Below are 16,865 nucleotides of genomic sequence, written 5' to 3'. Positions count from 1 at the left end.
TAAGTAAAAGAGTAAATTTTTAAAAAAATTCCATTTAAAAGTATAGACATTTAAATGGAAAGGAGTTTATAATGAAAACACAAAGTAAGTTACTTAATTATTAAAGTAATATTTAGTTAAAATAACTTTAAAAACAAGTTGCTAAAAACTAAAAATGGAGTTAAGATAAAATTAAAGTTGGCAAGGCTTTCAACGCTTAACCTTCTTACATTTTATTTTTATATTCTAATAGGTGTAACAAGGTTGCTTTACATATAGCAAACCTTTATTACAGCTGAATTAATAACTTACTAAATTAAGAGAGGAGGATTTATTTTTTTTATCACAAATGAAAAGGTTTACAGAATATGTTTAGTGTAATGAAAAACACAGGAAAGTGAGGGCGGAAGATGAATAAATCACGAACATTTCTATTCTATATGTTCATATTACCGTGGTTAATCGGTTTCTTTATCTTTACAGCTGGACCAATGATTTACTCTTTATACATGTCCTTTACTGATTATTCAGGACTTGGAACAGCCAATTGGGTAGGAATAGAAAACTACAAGAAGATATTCACAGATGACCCATTATTCTGGCAATCGTTATGGAATACATTGTTTTATACCGTTTTAGGTGTTCCTCTTGGTTTGGTAGTTGGGTATTTGTTAGCTGTGTTATTAAATAGCAAAGTGAAATTTATGGGAGTATTTAGAACCATATTTTATCTGCCATCATTGGTGCCAACAGTAGCTAGTTCCCTTTTATGGATATTAATCTTCCAACCTGACTTTGGTATTGCAAACGCTATTTTAGAATTCTTCCATTTACCGACTTCTAATTGGTTATTAAGTGAAGAAATGGTAAAACCATCATTAATTATTATGAGTCTTTGGGGTGCAGGTGGAGGAATGGTTATCTACCTCGCTGGTCTCCAAGGTGTCCCAGTTAGTTTATATGAAGCAGCAGAATTAGATGGGGCAGGAAAACTCAGAAAATTCTGGAATGTTACTGTACCAATGACTTCAAACGTTATCTTCTTTAACTTAATTATGGGTCTTATTGGCTCATTTCAAGTATTCACGCAGGCATATGTAGTCAGCAGCGGGAATGGTGGACCAAACTATAAATCACTTTTCTATGTGTTCTATCTCTATCAAGATGCCTTTAAATTCTTTAAGATGGGATATGCTTCCGCCCTTGCATGGATCTTGTTCATTATTATCTTAATCTTCACTGTCATTCAATTTAAAGTATTTGGTAAGAAAGTTTACTACGAGTTCGATGAGTAATTGCAGGAGGGAGGAATAAGGATGGAATTAGCTGCCAAAGTAAACCCGAAAGTAAAAGTGAAAAAAGAGAGAAGTATCAAAAAAGGGAGAATTATTGAAAGAATTGTAACTTATGCTCTGTTAATTGGCTTATCGATTGTATTTATCTTTCCATTCCTATGGTTACTTGGAACATCGTTAAAGCCGGAGAGTGAAGCATTAAGTTTCCCGCCAACTATTATTCCTGAAACATGGAAGTTTTCAAACTATAAAGATGTTTTTACAATGGTTAATTTTGGGAGGTACTATTGGAATTCGATTATAGTTACACTATTAACCGTTCTTGGAACTGTTCTATCCTCTACCCTAGTAGCCTATGGGTTTGCCCGGATTAAGGCGAAAGGTAGAGATGTATGGTTTATTTTACTGCTAGCAACAATGATGCTGCCACCTCAAGTAACCATGATTCCAGTCTATATGATTTTTTCTAAGCTTGGGTGGGTTAATACGTTTTTACCTCTAATTGTTCCTGCCTTTTTTGGAAACGCATACTTCATTTTCATGCTGCGTCAATTCTTTAAAACCATACCAAAAGAATTGGAAGAATCAGCCTTTTTGGATGGGTGCGGGACATTCGGGATCTTCTGGAGAATTATCTTACCATTATCAGTTCCAGCCGTTATAACGGTTGCTTTATTAAGCTTTATGTGGACTTGGAATGATTTCCTGGGGCCTTTAGTTTACCTAAATGATGATTCAATGTATACGCTCGCTTTAGGAATTCTGCAATTTAAAGGTGCCTTAATCATCTCATGGGGACCTATGATGGCTGCAAGTGTACTCATTATCTTACCGTTAATCATCCTATTCTTTGTAGGCCAAAAGTACTTTATCCAGGGTATTGCTACCACAGGTGGTAAAGGTTAAAGATTTCTACACTTTGGTTTCACTTTGGAAAAATGAAATATACTAATTCATTTTTTCTGATTAACATATTTTTAAATTACCTAGGGGGTAACAATGACATGAGGAACAAAAAAGGATTAGGAATTTTGCTTTTATCTCTTGTTTTTGCACTATCCGTTTTCTTAACAGGATGCGGCTCCAAGTCAGATTCTGCAAGTGGCAATTCCGAAGATGTAACACTTCGAATCTTAACATGGAACAATAACCCAGAAGGAACGAAACTGGAAGGTGAAATCTTTAAAGCATTTGAAAAAGAAAACCCTGGTATCAAAGTAAAGCCAGTTTATGCACCATATGATAAGTACAATGACAAATTTTTAACCATGTCTGCCGGTGGAGATCAGCCTGATTTAGTATGGCTTCAGCCTTCTGCTATGGGTCAATTTGTTTCAAAAGGTGTTTTAATGGATTTATCGGATAGAAAAATTAATAAAGATGAATATATGCCAAATGTTCTTGAATTAGGACAAGTTGATGGCAAACAATATGCCTTAATCCGTGATGCTTCTACACAAATGATTGGTTATAACAAAGATATGTTTGATGCAGCAGGCGTACCATATCCAAAGGATGACTGGACTTGGGATGATTTCCTAGATGCTGCAAAGAAATTAACAAAGGTTGAAAATGGAAAAACAACTCAATTTGGGATTGAAAACTTTTATTTAAGTCTTCTACTAACGTCAAATGGCGGTGGACTTGTAAGTCAAGATGGTAAAAAGGTCATTATCGACTCACCTGAAACGATTGAAGCAGTTAAATTTGCTCGTGATTTAATTAACAAATATCATGTACAGCCAACTAGTGCACAATCACAAGGTATGACTAACCTATTCATGACTGGTAAGGCAGCTATGAAGATTACAGGTCCATGGGATTGGGCTGAATATAATAAAAACGTTAAGTTTAAGTGGGATATTGTACCGGTTCCTGCTGGTAAAGCCGGAAACATTTCACCTGCGGCCTATCTACCAATTGGAATTGGAAAGAGTACTAAGCATCCAGAAGAGGCTTACAAATTATTACAATTCTTAACAACTGGTAAAGGTCAAGATATTCAAGCGAAGATTATCTCAGCTGTTCCTACTGTAAAACGTAATGCTGACCAGATTACAACTATGGCTAATGCTCCAGAAAACGCAAAGTCATTAGCTAATATTTTGTCAGAAGGAAAGACTGTCATGACTGCTCCATACATTCCAGCATATTCGGAGATTGATTCAAAGTTTGTTCCGGTAACAGATAATATTAATTTAAAAAACTTAGATCCTGCTAAAGAATTAAAGAAATTCGCAGATCAAGTTCGTAGAGATTATAACTTGAAATAATGAATGAAGGGTACTTGTTGGGTCTCAAACAGGTACCCTTTTCCCTAGATTCTTGTGAAGATGGATTTACTGGTGAAGAAAACACATCATAAATTGATACGGCCAAAAATTAAATGGAGGATAAAATTGGAGAATTTAGAGATTACACCAAAATGGGTAGGGTCTTGGAGTGTTAGCCCCGTGGACTTTAATAAGGCACCGCTTTACCTTAATAACCAAACACTCAGAGCAAGAATTAAACTTTCCATTGGTGGTACCAAAATCAGGTTAAAATTTTCGAATCGATTTGGCCATCAACCAATATTTTTATCAGGGGTATCGGTTGCCTTATCCAAAAAAGATAGTGATATTGCAGAGGGCACAAATCGTGTGGTTACGTTTAATGGAGAGCCAGCTATCATGATCATGCCCAATCAGGAAGTTGTTTTGAGTGATGAGGTAGACATAAAAACAGTGGATTTAGGGTCTATTTCTATTAGTCTGTTTTTTTCTGGAAAAACTAAAATTTCAACTGCGTTTTTAGGAAGCAGCCAGTGTTTTACCTCTGTAGAGGGGGATTATACGGATTCTTCTATATTTCCGATTGCTAAAGAGGCGGATAATCAACCAGCTTTACCGTTATTAACAGGTGTTGATGTTTTAAATGGTGAGGAATACTCATCTGTAGTAACTTTTGGGGATTCCATTACTGCTATGGATTGGCCAGGATATTTAGCAGAGCGTTTAGTAAAAGCGGGTAAGAAAATCGGGGTATTACGTCAAGCTATCGGCGGAAACAAGGTATTAAATGATAGTCCGGAATCCCTTCAGTATGGTACTGCCGGAATCCAACGATTTCGGAAAGATGTCGTCCACCAAACGGGCGCTAAGTATATTGTTGTTTTACATGGTGTAAATGACATCATTCATTCCTGCGGTCCGCATCCGATTTCAAAATCGGTTAAGGCGGAAGAAATTATTAATGGTCTACATAAATACATCCAATGGGCACATGAAAGCAATATGAAAATATTGGGGGCCACGATTATGCCGTTTGGCGGATATGCAGGGAATACTTCTTTAGAGGAAGAAAAACGGCAGGCAGTCAACCACTGGATCAGAACGTCCGGAAAATTTGATGGTGTGATCGATTTTGATGCGGCAACACAGAATCCTGAAAAAAAGAACGAACTTTTACCAGATTATGATTCAGGTGATCATTTGCATCCTAGTAAACAGGGCGCTAAAGCAATGTCTGATTTCATAGATTTGGATATTTTTTAATTTCATATGAATAAGGAGCAACCTGTAAGTTGTTTCTATCTGTAGGAGGAAATGGTGGAACATTTTATAACCCGAAAAGAAGATAAGTTGTTCAATGGCCAAGATGAGTTTCGCTTTGTTTCTATTAATATACCCAATCTTCATATTAATGAAGATCCATTACCAAACTGGCATCGTATTGATCCATGGGAAGTGGAGGATGCTTTGAAAACCATCCATTTAATGGGAGGACAGGTCACAAGGACGTATACGTTTTCCATTAAAGGCGGAATTCGTCCAGGGGAAAGTGGAAAAGCACATATCTACGGTCCAGGACAATTTGATGAAGATCTATTTCAGGATTTGGATAAGGTAATTGAACTGGCCAACAAACATAATGTAAGACTGATTATTCCCTTTATTGATTATTGGGATTGGTTTGGCGGTATCAAGCACTTTGCTGCATTAAGGGGGAAATCAGCAACTGAATTTTGGACAGATCGAGAATTAATTGAAGACTTTAAACAACTGCTTCATTATGTTATCAATCGCAAAAATTCATACACTGGCGTCCCATATAAAGAGGATAAAGCTATTATGGCCTGGGAAACAGGCAATGAATTAGATGATTGTCCTGATTCATGGACAGCAGAAATCACGGACTATATTGGAAGTCTAGATAAAAATCATCTCATTATTGACGGTAAATATGGGATATCAGAAGCTTCATTAGATAATCCCAATGTTGATATAGTTTCAAATCACTATTATGTCGATCGTGGACATGACATCGTTGGCCGGGTTACCGCAGATGTGGAACTAGCTAAAGGGAAAAAGCCGTTTATCATTGGGGAATTTAATCATAAGGATACCCAAATAGTAAAGGAAGTGCTAGAAACGGGAATAGAAAAAGGAATGGCTGGGGCTCTCCTTTGGAGCCTTCGTTACCATAGTAAAGATGGTGGATTTTATTATCATGGTGAACCTAGTGAGCCTAATAATCCTTGTTTCAACTGGCCTGGGTTTCCTTCTAGAGAAGTCACGGGTGAAAGAGAAAAACTTCAATTTTTAAGAGAGTCTGCCTATCGAATTAGAAACAGTCCAATACCTGAAGTTGATGAACCGGACGCGCCAATACTTTTACCGATTGAGTCTCCTGAAATGATTAAATGGAGAGGCGCAGCTGGTGCTGAAAAGTATATTCTTGAACGAGCTGAACAACCCGAGGGGCCGTGGGAGGTCATTTCAGACAATATGCTAGAAGATTCTATCCCATATGTACCTTTTAAAGATACTCCTCCAGGTGAATGCCGATATTTTTATAGAATCAAAGCTCTGAATCAAGCGGGTCCATCTGTACCCTCCAATGTCGAAGCGGTAGATAATAAAGTAAGTAGTAAGTAAAGGTATATCAGCTAATATGGATAATAGTACGTAATTCAAATATTGTAGTCATTTTGACTAAATGTCTATACTTTTCATTAAAAACGAATAGACAAATTTAAAATAAGATTTATAATAGAACGTGGAAGCGTTTTAGAAACATATTAAGCTCATTAAGAACAATCCCATCTTTGCTTAAAAATGAATAAACCACTTGAGCCGATCCATTAGAGCGTTACGTTAAAGTTAGTTTTGTTGATGAATTTGATAGAAAAAAATTAAATGCTGAGAGGGGTAACAAAAATGGAAAAGAAAAATGTAATACCAGAAGGATTTTTATGGGGTGGCGCTGTAACATCTTTTCAAACAGAGGGTGCTTGGAATGAAGGAGGAAAGGGTCCTTCCATCGTCGATGCCCGTCCTGTAAAGAAAGGTCAATCGGATTGGACAACAGCAGTCGATTTTTATCATCGCTATAAGGAAGATATTTCTCTTTTTCAAGAGATGGGCTTTAATGCATACCGGACAAGTATTTCTTGGTCAAGAATTTTCCCAGATGGTGAAGGGGAAGTAAACGAAGAAGGTTTACAATTCTATGATGATCTATTTGATGAAATGTTAGCTAGTGGCATCCAGCCAGTCATTACTCTTTACCATTTCGACTTACCGTTGGCATTAGCTGAAAAATACAATGGTTTCGCTTCAAGAGAAGTGGTAGATTTATTTGATCGCTATGCAAGAACGGTATTTAAGCGCTACGGACATAAGGTGAAATACTGGTTAACCTTTAATGAGCAAAATTTAGTATTAACGAATCCTCAGTTTTGGGGTGTAAAACTAGATGGTGCCGAAAATGAAGAAGCGTTGAGATATCAAGTGACTCACAATGCATTTGTGGCACATGCTAAGGCAGTAAAGGCCCTTCATGAACTAGTACAAGAAGGGCAAATGGCTGGGATGGTTACTTATCAAGTAACGTATCCAAATACATGCAAGCCTGAAGATGCGATTGCGAATATGAAAGCAAAAGAATTGTTAGTCGATTTCTATTTTGATGTATTTGCCCATGGGGAATATCCAACGTATGTGACAAAGGAACTTGAAAGAAAAGGCATTATGCCAGTATTTGAAGAAGGCGATGCTGAATTATTGAAAGAAAATACAGTTGATTATTTAAGCATCAGCTACTATCAAAGTCAGACAGTTAGTGCAGAAAAAGCAGATGGTAAATGGCTTATTTCTGGGATGACTCCTAATCCAAACTTAAAGACAAATGAGTGGGGGTGGGCAATCGATCCAATCGGCTTAAGGGTATGTTTAAAAGATATGTATGCGCGCTATAGATTGCCTATTTTTATCACTGAAAATGGAATTGGTGTCCGCGAGAAGTTAAACGAAAACAATACGGTTGAAGACGATTATCGGATTGAATACCTAAGCGAACATATCAAGCAAATGAAAATGGCGATGGAAGAGGGCGTAGATGTAATTGGTTACCTTACATGGGGGTCAACTGATTTAATCAGCTCCGGCGGTCAATTTGAGAAGCGTTACGGATTCATCTTTGTTAACCGCGGTGAAACCGATATGAGAGATTTAAAGAGATATAAGAAAAAGAGTTTTGATTGGTTTAAGAAAGTGATTTCTACGAACGGACAAGATTTAGAATCTAAGGAAAGTGTTTCTCTAAAATAATAGGATGCTGGAGTAATCTTAGGGACCTAAATAGATGGAGATTGGTAATATTACTAATCTCCATTTTATGTATAGGAGGAGAACGATATGGAATCAATGACTATAAAAATTCCTAACGATTTTATTCTGGGCGCAGCAGCCTCTGCTTGGCAAACAGAAGGGTGGACTGGGAAAAAGGAAACACAGGATTCTTATATTGACCTTTGGTATAAGAATAATAAGCATGTTTGGCATAATGGTTACGGACCGGCTATTGCAACTGATTTTCATAATCGATACCAAGAAGATGCAAGATTAATGAAGGAAATAGGATTAACCCATTATCGCACCTCAATTAATTGGTCCCGGTTTCTTATCGACTATGAAAATATCACTGTGGACGAGGAATATGCAGAGTTTATGGATCATGTTATTAATGCACAAATAGAGAACGGTGTGGAACCGATGATTTGTTTAGAACACTATGAATTGCCAGGCTTTTTGTTTGAAAAATATGGAGGCTGGGGTTCTAAGAATGTGGTAGACTTATTCGTTCGGTATGCAGAAAAGGTATTTGAGCGTTACGGAGATCGTGTTAAACATTGGTTTACTTTTAATGAACCGATTGTTGTCCAAACGAGAGTGTATTTAGATGCAATCCGTTATCCATTTGAGCAAAACACAAAAAAGTGGATGCAATGGAACTATAATAAAGCACTGGCAACGGCGAAGGTGGTTCGTTTGTTCAAGAAGAAAGGATATAAGGAAAAATATGGTGCAAAGATTGGCATCATTTTAAATCCTGAAGTTACCTATTCTAGGTCTACCGCCGAACATGATAAAGAAGCGGCAAGGATGTATGATTTATTTTATAATCGTGTCTTTCTAGATCCTTCTATTAAAGGAGAATATCCTGAAGAGTTAATGGAATTACTCGAAAAGCATGAAATTGCCTTCGAATCAACTGAAGAAGAGTTAGAGATTATAAAGGAAAATACCGTGGACTATGTTGGATTAAATTTGTATTTCCCTCACCGAGTAAAAGCTCGAACCAATGCATGGAATGAGAGAACTCCCTTTCATCCTGCTTACTATTATGAGATGTTTGAACTTCCGGGCAGAAAAATGAATCCTTTTCGGGGCTGGGAGATTTACCCGCAAATTATGTTTGATATGGCGATGCGGATGAAAGAAGAGTATGGAAATATTGAATGGTTCATTGCTGAAAATGGCATGGGAGTAGAAAACGAGTTTACCTATAAAAACGACAACCGAATCATTCAGGATGATTACCGAATTGAATTTATTAGCGAGCATTTACAATGGCTATTGAAGGCAGTCGAACAAGGATCTAATTGCGTAGGTTACATGCTATGGGCTTTTACCGATAATGTTTCACCAATGAATGCTTTTAAAAATAGATACGGTCTTGTTGAAATTAATTTGGAACAAAATCGGAATCGAAAGATGAAGAAATCTGCGTATTGGTTTAGTGAGCTTATTAAGAAAAGAGAATTAAAAATTGATCGGGATGTATATAAATAATAAATCAAAGGAGGAAAAGATTTATGATCTCTAAAACATTAAATCCTTTTCCAAAGGATTTCCTTTGGGGAGCAGCATCAGCTGCTTACCAAGTAGAAGGCGCGTGGAATGAAGATGGTAAAGGGGTTTCAAACTGGGATGAGTTTGTTCGTATCCCTGGAAAAACCTTTAAAGGAACAACGGGTGACATCGCCGTCGATCATTATCATCGATACAAAGAAGATGTCCAGCTAATGAAAGAAATGGGATTGAAGGCCTATCGTTTTTCTGTTGCATGGACTCGAATTTTTCCAAACGGAAAAGGAGAAATCAATCCAAAAGGCTTAGAGTTTTATCATAATTTAATTAATGAACTGAAAGAAAATAACATTGAGCCTATTTTAACCTTGTATCACTGGGACTTACCACAGGCTCTTCAGGATGAATATGGGGGCTGGGAATCAAGAAGAATTATTGAGGATTTCACTAATTACAGTGTTACATTATTTAAGCATTTTGGTGATCGGGTGAAATACTGGGTCAGTTTAAATGAACAAAATATTTTTACGGGGCTTGGCTATCGGATGGCTGCACACCCACCAGGTGTTAAAGATGAAAAATTATTTTATCAAGTAAATCATCATGCAAACTTAGCTAATGCGAACGTAATCAAGGAGTTCCGAAAATATGTCCCAGATGGAAAGATTGGGCCTAGCTTTGCTTATTCTCCAGCTTATGCACTAACTGCTAATCCTAAAGACATTTTAGCTGCGGAAAACGCGGAAGAACTAAACAGCCATTGGTGGATGGATGTCTATGCTTGGGGGAAATATCCAAAGGCAGCATGGACTTACTTGGAAAGTACTGGATTAGCTCCAACCATTGAAGAGGGTGACTTGGAATTATTAAGCGAGGGCATTCCTGATTTTATGGGGCTTAATTATTATCAAACACATACATTTGAAGAAAATCCATTTGAAGGGGGCGTTTCCCAAGGAGAGATGAATACTTCAGGGAAAAAAGGGACCTCAAAGCATTCCGGGCTTCCGGGCGGATTTAAAACGGCAACCAATCCTAATCTGAAAAGAACCAACTGGGATTGGAACATTGATCCTGATGGACTAAGAATTGCACTTCGCAGAATTACAAGCCGGTATGATCTTCCAGTTCTGATTAGTGAAAATGGTTTAGGTGAGTATGACAAGGTAGAAGCAGATGATGTGATAAATGATGATTATCGAATCGAATTTATCCAGTCACATGTAAAAGCAATTCAGGGGGCTGTTTCTGATGGAGTAGAAGTTCTTGGCTATTGTGTCTGGTCCTTTACTGATTTATTAAGCTGGCTAAATGGCTTCCAAAAAAGATATGGGTTTGTATATGTGAATCAGCATGAAGAAGGGGAACATGATTTGCGCCGGATTAAGAAGAAAAGCTTTTATTGGTATAAAGAAATTATAGAATCAAATGGAGCGAAGCTATAAATTAATCTTTAAGACACCCTAGAGTAAACTAATGATGGGATTGAAGGAAAATATGAAAAAAAATGTTTTGATCAATTTAAGTGATAAAATTTTATTTGTATGGCGGATACCTTCTTTTCCAGTCCTATTTTTAATAAACTTTATTTTTGGCCTTTCTTCATCCTTTTTTGCACCCTTTTCCTCTCTTTTTGGGATTGATGAGGTAGGGATGAGTAACATTGGGTTTGGAATTTTTATGACGATTATGGCAATTGGCGGAGTAACAATCAGCAGCTATATTGCAAAACGATCGGATACAATCACCAGTAGAAAAAAAATAATGGTTGTAGCGGCTGCGGCTGGAGTAATCGGGTATACGCTGTTCGCCTTCCTTAGAAATTATATAGGCTTAGCGTTAACTGGCTTTTTTGTTTTAGGGACAGCGGGGGCAGCGGTTCCACAATTATGGGCATATGCTCGCGATGCTCTTAAACAAGCAAATATTCCAAGTGAACAAACACCATTTGTCATGAATATTTTTCGGATGTTTTTTGCATTATCTTGGACTGTTGGTCCAGCATTTGGGTCTGGACTGCTGCAAACCGCTGGCTTTAAAGAATTGTTCTTATCTGTTGCAGCAGGCAATTTTCTTTCATTGATAACCATCCTTTTTCTTTTAAAGGATATTCCAAGAGTACAGGTATCCATAAAAAAGGCACCAGCAATAGGTAGATATGTGAAGAAACCTCATATTTTTGCCTATCTGGCTTCAGCCTTCTTATTATCAACAGCTACTTCAATCCACATGTTGAACATGTCTCAATTTGTGACAAAAGTATTACATGGAACGGAGATGGATGTGGGGATTATTTTTAGTGTCCCTCCAATGTTCGAAGTTCCATTGATGATCTTTGTAGGGATAGTAGCAACCAAAATTGAAAATGCAATTCTGATAAAAATAGGGTTTGCCATAGCATTTACTTATTTTTTATTGTTAAGCTTTGTTACAGAACCATGGCAAGTCTATCCAATTCAAGTATTAAGTGCTGCTCAAGTTTCCATTACAGCCGGGATTGCGATTGCCTATTTTCAGGATTTTATTCCCCAAGCACAAGGAACTGCTACAACGCTTTATATGAATACGACTTCAATTGGATCAACCATTGGGTATTTGTTATTTGGATTTATTTCTCAAATAATAAATTATGGAAGTTTAATAATCGTTTATACGATTTTTGCAGGTGTTGCCTTACTTTTACTTGTTTTCTTTGGTAAAGAAAAAGTAAATAATGCTAAAGTCTGTAAAAGGAAAATGCAAAGCTTGTAAATAATATGAATGGGGGAGAAGGATAATGGTTTATGAAGCAGCTGAAAATCGCTATAAATCTATGAAATATAATCGATGTGGACATTCGGGATTATTACTGTCAGCAGTCTCATTAGGTTTATGGCATAACTTTGGTGGTGTCGATACTTACGAAAATGGACGCACAATGGTAAGAAAGGCGTTTGACCTTGGTATTACTCATTTTGATTTGGCAAACAATTATGGACCTCCAGCAGGTTCAGCGGAAGAAATGTTTGGCAGAATTCTAAAAACAGACTTTGCTCCCTACCGTGACGAGATGATTATTTCTACTAAAGCAGGCTACTATATGTGGCCGGGACCATATGGAGAGTGGGCCTCCAGGAAATATTTAGTATCAAGTTTAGATCAGAGTTTAAAACGTCTCGGTCTGGACTATGTCGATATTTTTTACTCCCACCGCCCGGATCCTAATACACCGTTAGAGGAAACGATGGCAGCACTAGATTCGATTGTACGTCAAGGAAAAGCGCTTTATGTGGGAATCTCGAATTACAGTGCTGAGCAAACAACTGAAGCTATTAAAATCTTAAAGCAATTGGGTACACCATTATTAATCCATCAGCCAAGCTACTCCATGTTTAACAAATGGATTGAAGACGGTTTACAAGATGTTTTACAGGAAAATGGTGTTGGTTCGATCGCATTTAGCCCGCTTGCCCAGGGCTTGTTAACCAATAAGTACCTTACAGGTATTCCTGATGATTCCAGGGCTGCAGGTTCGTCTCAGTTCCTGAATGAGGGACAAATAACACCTGAAGTTGTAGAGCGTGTTCGGAGATTAAATGAAATAGCCGAAGGACGAGGACAAACACTTTCACAAATGGCCCTTGCTTGGGTTTTACGGGAAGGAAGGGTAACCTCCGTTCTAATTGGAGCAAGTAAAGTGAGTCAAATTGAAGAAAATGTGGCTGTAGTCAATAATCTTGAATTTTCTAATCAAGAGATAGTAAGGATTGAGGATATTCTAAAAAGTTAATTCACAGAGAAAAAGGGTGTCCTGAAATAAAAATGGGACACCCTTTTTTTAGTCATAAGCAATCCTGCGAGACTATTGAGTGATGACAATATCCTTAATAAAGTTTTCAATTACAAAGGCAGCCACACCTAATGCCGAAGAATAAATCGAAAGTGACGAGAAAAGTACTTCCATTTCATTTTGATGAAAGGACAAAGAATGATTTTCAATCGTTCTTTTTATTGGTGTTTCGAGCCACTGCCTTGCTTTGGCTAATCGATTACCGATGATGACCTGCTGTGGATTAAAGCTATTAATAATGTTATTAATACCGTACCCCAGATAGCGACCAATTTCTTCAAAAAGTTCAAGGGTAGTCTTGTCATTTTCTTTCGCTCGTTGGATTAATGATTCAAGCGTTGCGTCCTGTTGGTTCGTCATTTGTAACAGGGTATGTTCGGAAGCATACATCTCCCAGCATCCGCTGCTTCCACAACTGCAGGGGCGTCCATTTACTTCAATAATCATATGTCCGAATTCTCCGGAATAACCATTATTCCCTTGATACAACTCGCTATTCAGGATGATTCCAACTCCAATTCCAATTCCTGCACTAATATAGATGATATTTTCGTGATGCTGGCCTGCACCAAATTGTTTTTCTCCATAGGCGCCAGCATTGGCTTCGTTTTCAATGATAACTGGAAGTTTAAAAACTTTCTCAATTTCTGATTTTAAGGATACGTTTTTCCAGCCAAGGTTGGGTGCCAATAAAACCATACCTTCTTTATCCACAATACCAGCAACCCCCAAACCCACACCAACTACGCCATATTTGCTTGGAGGCATTTCAGTAAGAATGGTGTGGATACCTGTTTTAACAATCTCTTTCACAACTGAAAAACTAGAATCTTGAATTAGTTGGTTTTTTTCAATGATGATATTGCCCTTTAAATCTGTTAAAACACTTAGGATATAATTAACACCAACATCAATCCCAATGGCATATCCTGCCGTTTTATTAAAGTGGAGAAGGACCGGCCGCCGGCCGCCGCTTGATTCACCTGGACCTGATTCATAAATAAGCTCTTCATTTAATAATTCATTCACCATAGAAGAAACGGTGCCCTTATTTAAACCGGTTACCTGAGCAATGTCAGCACGTGAGATCGGTTCTTTCTCTATAATCATTTGAAGCACCAAAGATTTATTGTTTCTTTTTACTACCTGCTGATTCCATGTAATGGTTGTCAATGAAAAATCTCCCCATGTTCGTTATTGTATATTTATCTTAACATAAACTTAGTTTATCGGATATACAAACAAAGAAAAGCGTGCTATAATACAAATGGAAACGGTAAGAAATGACCACAAACTTGGTGTGTAATCGCTTCCTCATTACAAGCCAAACGTGAGGTAAAGTTAGGGACATCTCTGAAACTAATAACTATTATTTGGAGAAAGCAGGGGAATTATATGTCAAAAAATATGTTTTTCAACGCCCATCATTCACCAATTGGAGCCTTTTCAAGTTTTACCCTTGGTTTTTATGGGAATGGCGGGGGACTCGATCTTGAGCTTGGCCGCTCACCACGAAAAAATGTTTATGTTGGTGTTGAATCGGCAGAACGTGAAGGAATCTATGAGGCACTGCCATTTTTTGAACTAGAAGATGATGAAAGTAAGCGCTATGATATTGAAAATATGGATCCAAACCCAGATAAGCCACGCATCATTTTACCTTTTGAAAAGGAACAAATAGAGCGGAACTTCCAACTGGGAACAGATTCTTGGAAGGCCGGCGATTTAACCTTTACCGTTTATTCTCAAGTCCAATCTGTACCAGATCCTGCTACAGCCTCAGAAGAAGAACTAAAAAATATATTAATACCAGCAGTTTGGGCAGAGCTTACCATAGATAACACGCAGGGACCGAAAAGCCGTAGAGCCTTTTTTGGCTATCAAGGCAGTGACGCCTACAGCTCGATGCGTCGTTTGGATGATACCTGTGATGGGATTGCTGGTGTTGGCCAAGGCCGTTTAACCGCCATTGCCACAAACGATCCTGAAGTCAATTCAGCTCTGCACTTCAGCTTGGAGAATATTTTAACCACACCGTTTGAAGAAAACTGGGCCTTCGGTTTAGGACCTGTCGGTGCACTAGTGGCGGATGTTCCTGCCGGGCAAAAACGAACTTATAAATTTGCCGTCTGCTTTTACCGCGGAGGCTATGTAACAGCTGGCTTAGATGCATCCTACTTATATACAAGATATTTTCCAAATATCGAATCTGTAGCGGCTTTTGCGTTAGAGAATTTTGATCAATTTACAGCTGTTGCAAAAGAATCCAATCAATTAGTAAGTGATGGGGATTTATCAGATGATCAAAGATTTATGATGATTCATTCGATCCGCAGCTATTATGGATCTACTCAATTGCTTGATGTGGATGGAGAGCCGTTCTGGGTAGTAAATGAAGGTGAATATCGGATGATGAATACTTTTGACCTAACCGTCGACCAAATTTTCTTTGAATTAAAAATGAACCCATGGACCGTCAAAAATGAGTTGGACATGTTTGTCAGCCGTTTTAGTTATGAAGACAAAGTTCGTTTCCCAGGAGATGAAACGGAATATCCTGGCGGTATTAGTTTTACCCATGATATGGGGGTTGCCAATACGATTTCTCGTCCGCATTATTCTTCCTACGAGCTATATGGTTTGGACGGCTGTTTCTCTCATATGACCTATGAGCAGCTAGTGAACTGGGTCTTGTGTGCATCCGTCTATGTGGAACAAACTGGTGATGCAGAGTGGTTAAAGGCTAATTTAGATGTAGTTGTCCGCTGCTTTGAAAGCATAATCAATCGTGATCATCCTGAAGCAGATAAACGGGATGGCATAATGGGTCTTGACTCCACACGCGTAATGGGCGGTGCAGAGATTACGACTTATGATAGTTTAGATGTTTCGCTAGGTCAGGCAAGAAACAATATTTATTTAGCCGGCAAGACATGGGCATCCTATGTGGCATTAGAGAAAATCTTTAAAGAGAATGGACTAGCGGAATTGTCAAAACAGGCTGGAGATCTGGCGGAGAAATGTGCATCCACGATTGCGAGCCATATAACACCTGGCGGTTATATTCCTGCCGTCATTAAGGAAGGAAACGATTCGAAGATTATCCCTGCGATTGAAGGATTGATTTTCCCTTACTATACCAATAACAATGAAGCACTTGACCCTAATGGCCGTTTTGGAGCCTATATAAAAGTGTTGAAGCAGCACTTAACAACGGTATTAACTGACGGTGTTTGCTTGTTTGAAGATGGCGGCTGGAAGATTTCGTCTACAAGTAATAATTCTTGGTTAAGTAAGGTTTACTTAAGCCAGTTTATTGCCCGTGAAATTCTTGGGCTTGAGTGGGATGAAAAAGGGGCGAAGGCAGATGCTGCCCATGTCGCATGGCTGACACATCCAACTTTATCCGTATGGAGCTGGAGTGATCAAATTATTTCTGGTGAAATTGCCGGAAGTAAATATTACCCGCGTGGAGTAACAAGTATTTTATGGCTTGAGGAAAGTAAGAAATCAGCACCGTTAGCAGCTTCTGCAATGACTGAATAAAGAAATTGAGACTGTCTGGTAGTAACTGGACAGTCCTATTTTTTAATAGAAGTAATGCGATACTTGTCTTATACTAAAGAT

General features: G+C 38.0%; 12 protein-coding genes. 11 read left to right on the top strand and 1 reads right to left on the bottom strand.

The window, feature by feature from the left end:
• Positions 1 to 389 precede the first annotated feature (389 nt).
• From L1999_RS24500 to mgrA, 10 genes are all read left to right on the top strand, one after another.
• Entirely contained in the window at positions 390 to 1,274 is an 885-nt protein-coding gene (locus tag L1999_RS24500; RefSeq protein ID WP_235740906.1) for a carbohydrate ABC transporter permease, read from the top strand.
• 21 nt (positions 1,275 to 1,295) lie between these two features.
• Positions 1,296 to 2,180: a carbohydrate ABC transporter permease gene (locus L1999_RS24495; RefSeq protein WP_235740905.1), complete on the top strand. Its 885-nt coding sequence runs from the start codon at positions 1,296 to 1,298 to the stop codon at positions 2,178 to 2,180.
• Between the two features lie 98 nt (positions 2,181 to 2,278).
• On the top strand, positions 2,279 to 3,547 hold the full coding sequence (locus tag L1999_RS24490) for an ABC transporter substrate-binding protein (protein ID WP_235740904.1): 1,269 nt from the start codon (positions 2,279 to 2,281) through the stop codon (positions 3,545 to 3,547).
• Positions 3,548 to 3,673: 126 nt separating this feature from the next.
• Positions 3,674 to 4,810, top strand: coding sequence for a GDSL-type esterase/lipase family protein (locus L1999_RS24485; RefSeq protein WP_235740903.1), 1,137 nt, complete (start codon positions 3,674 to 3,676; stop codon positions 4,808 to 4,810).
• Between the two features lie 51 nt (positions 4,811 to 4,861).
• Positions 4,862 to 6,193, top strand: coding sequence for a cellulase family glycosylhydrolase (locus L1999_RS24480; RefSeq protein ID WP_235740902.1), 1,332 nt, complete (start codon positions 4,862 to 4,864; stop codon positions 6,191 to 6,193).
• A gap of 282 nt (positions 6,194 to 6,475) precedes the next feature.
• Positions 6,476 to 7,867, top strand: coding sequence for a glycoside hydrolase family 1 protein (locus tag L1999_RS24475; RefSeq protein WP_235740901.1), 1,392 nt, complete (start codon positions 6,476 to 6,478; stop codon positions 7,865 to 7,867).
• 87 nt (positions 7,868 to 7,954) lie between these two features.
• A complete protein-coding gene (locus L1999_RS24470) occupies positions 7,955 to 9,391 on the top strand; it encodes a glycoside hydrolase family 1 protein (protein ID WP_235740900.1) in 1,437 nt (478 codons plus the stop codon).
• A gap of 23 nt (positions 9,392 to 9,414) precedes the next feature.
• The gene (locus tag L1999_RS24465) at positions 9,415 to 10,854 is read left to right on the top strand and encodes a glycoside hydrolase family 1 protein (RefSeq protein WP_235740899.1); all 1,440 of its coding nucleotides are present in this window, start codon (positions 9,415 to 9,417) and stop codon (positions 10,852 to 10,854) included.
• Between the two features lie 31 nt (positions 10,855 to 10,885).
• Positions 10,886 to 12,160 (top strand): sugar efflux transporter, encoded by a 1,275-nt coding sequence (locus L1999_RS24460; RefSeq protein ID WP_345790864.1) that lies wholly within the window; start codon positions 10,886 to 10,888, stop codon positions 12,158 to 12,160.
• 25 nt (positions 12,161 to 12,185) lie between these two features.
• Entirely contained in the window at positions 12,186 to 13,178 is a 993-nt protein-coding gene (gene mgrA / locus L1999_RS24455; RefSeq protein ID WP_235740897.1) for an L-glyceraldehyde 3-phosphate reductase, read from the top strand.
• A 72-nt stretch (positions 13,179 to 13,250) separates the two neighbouring features.
• Here the strand turns inward: mgrA and L1999_RS24450 are convergent, their stop codons facing one another.
• Positions 13,251 to 14,411 carry an ROK family transcriptional regulator gene (locus L1999_RS24450; RefSeq protein WP_235740896.1) on the bottom strand — a complete coding sequence of 387 codons (1,161 nt, stop codon included), beginning with the start codon at positions 14,409 to 14,411 and terminating at the stop codon, positions 13,251 to 13,253.
• Between the two features lie 222 nt (positions 14,412 to 14,633).
• Here L1999_RS24450 and L1999_RS24445 point away from each other — a divergent pair, with 222 nt between their 5' ends.
• The gene (locus L1999_RS24445; protein ID WP_235740895.1) at positions 14,634 to 16,784 is read left to right on the top strand and encodes a glycoside hydrolase family 52 protein; all 2,151 of its coding nucleotides are present in this window, start codon (positions 14,634 to 14,636) and stop codon (positions 16,782 to 16,784) included.
• Positions 16,785 to 16,865 lie beyond the last annotated feature (81 nt).

It is taken from the genome of Neobacillus drentensis (assembly GCF_021560175.1).
Classification (GTDB): Bacteria; Bacillota; Bacilli; order Bacillales; family Cytobacillaceae; genus Neobacillus; species Neobacillus drentensis_A.
This window is presented reverse-complemented; position numbering and strand designations above follow the sequence as displayed.